We start from the raw sequence: 2,090 nt of genomic DNA on the forward strand, positions 1-2,090 counted from the left end.
GGCCGGGGGCCGTCCCGAAGCTGCTGTTCTGGCTCGGCCGCCACGACAATCCGGGCCTGCGCGAGGCGATCGTGGAGGCGCTGCGGGCGATTCTCGGCGACGCGTTCGCCGCGACCGTCCTCGCGGAGGCGGATCGCGCCGCCGATCCGTCCCCGCTGCTGCGGAGCCTCGACGGCCTGCTCGACGAGCGTGCGGTCACGGCTCTGGCCAGGCGCGGCGTCACGGTCCAGCGCAGGAAGCCGCAGCGGGTCCCCGAGGTGGACGCGCTGCTCGACGGCGGCTGGGACGCCGAGATCGCGCGCGGCGTCGTGGAGGCCCATGAACGCGATCCCGGCCTGTTCCCCTACGGTCGGCTTCGCCCGATGCTGGTCCGCTGGCTCGACTTGGCGGCGGCCGATCCCGGTGCCCTCCGGCTGGTCACGGAGATCTGCCGGCCGCCGCTGCCGGACGCGGAACTGGAGGTCCTCGCCCGCTCCGCCGGAACCCTGGTGGACGGCCTGGCCGCCACCGGCGACCACGACCGGCTGCTCGCGCTGCTGGCGGGCGCGGTCCCTCGCCTGGGACGCGCCGAGCGGCTGGAGGCCGCCGAGCGGGCGCGCGGCCTGGACGTCGGCCGAGCCGGGCTCGTCGTGCTGCGTCTGTGCGCGGTCCCGCCGACGCGTGACGACGTCGTGCGCGCGCTGGCCGTCGCGCGGAGCGCAGAACACCCGGAGCCGGACCAGGAGGCCGTCCTGCGCGAGGTATTCGGGCAGGACAGGATCGAGGACCCCGCACCGCTCCGGGAGGAACTGAGCGACGCCATCCGTGACGCGGACTCTCTACGGCACGCACGCGACCGGACGGACGCGCCATCGCGCACGGTGCTCGACGCGCTGATCAGCGTGTTCCCGCAGGCTCCGCCCGGAACGCGCGACCTCCTCCTCGACTGGATGCTGGAGTTGCAGCCGCTCGGCGCCCCGCCCTGGACGATCGCCGAGGAGTCCCGCCGTCCCGTCCCGGACACCCGGAAACCGCGCCCCGGCGACCTCGACCAGCCGCGCTCCGACGCCCAACGGCGGCGCCTTCTGGCAATGCTGGACGACGTACAAGGAAAGCGACCCGAGACGGCGGCCCGCATCCTGCTGGGCTGGCCCGAACCAGAAGCCGGGCTGGCCGTACTCAGGGCCTTCCTGCAAGGGCGCGCCGACCTCCCCATCACGCTCGGCCTGGCGGCCACGCTCGCCGACGCCACCGAAGCCGACCTGGCCGGAGACGACGAGGCCGGCGAGCGGTTCGCCCGCCTGGCGGCCCACCTGGATCCCGCCCGCCTGGACAGGTTCGTTCCCCGCCTCCTGTCCGCCTGGGAGCACGGAGGCGCCGCCGCGTCCGAAGCGGCCGGCCGGGCGCTGCGCCGGGCGTCCCCCGACGTCGTCGCCGAGGCCGTCTCCGGCCGCCTCGCCACCGGTGCCTGGGGGCTGCTCGACCTCATCGCCGGCAGGCCGGTGCCGCCCACCCCCGAACTGGTCCGGACGCTGGAGCGCCTCCGCGACGAGGGACGCGACGACCTCGCCGCGAAACTCGTCCTGGCCGAGGGGCCGCTCCGCGCGCCGGGCGCCGCCGCCCGCGACGAGGAGGTGCTGAACACCCTCCGCGAGCGCCCCGCCGGAACGGCCCGCGAACCGTCGCGCGCGGACCTGTTCCGCGAGGCCCGCGACGCAGGGACCAAAGCCGCCCGGCACGCACTCCCCCGGCTCGCCGAGAGCCACGAGGAGTCGGGTGCCGCCGCCGACCCCGAGCTGGCGGACCTGCTGGCGGCGCTGATCGCGCACCACGAGACGAAGGTCCGGCTGCACGCGCACCGCGTGTCCCGGCGCGTCCTGGACCGGCCCGCCTATCTCGACCAGACGGTCCGGCTGCTGGACGATCCCGAGCCCGCCGTCGTCCGCTCCGCCATCAAGACGCTCGCACACGCCGCCTGGAAACCCGCGATCCCCGGCCTCGTCGCGCTGCTGGAACACCCCCGCGCCCCGGTCCGCACCGCCGCCGCTGACGGCCTGCTCATGCTCGGCACGGCGGCGACCCCCGCACTCCGGCACGCCGAGGCCCGAGCC

At 76.1% G+C, this 2,090-nt stretch carries 1 protein-coding gene; it reads left to right on the top strand.

Annotated elements, in window-relative coordinates; genetic code table 11:
* Nucleotides 1-2,090: HEAT repeat domain-containing protein (locus E1293_RS48375; protein ID WP_207939546.1), on the top strand; the 2,090-nt coding region annotated here is incomplete at both ends.

The sequence above is a fragment of the Actinomadura darangshiensis genome (genome assembly GCF_004349235.1).
GTDB lineage: Bacteria > Actinomycetota > Actinomycetes > Streptosporangiales > Streptosporangiaceae > Spirillospora > Spirillospora darangshiensis.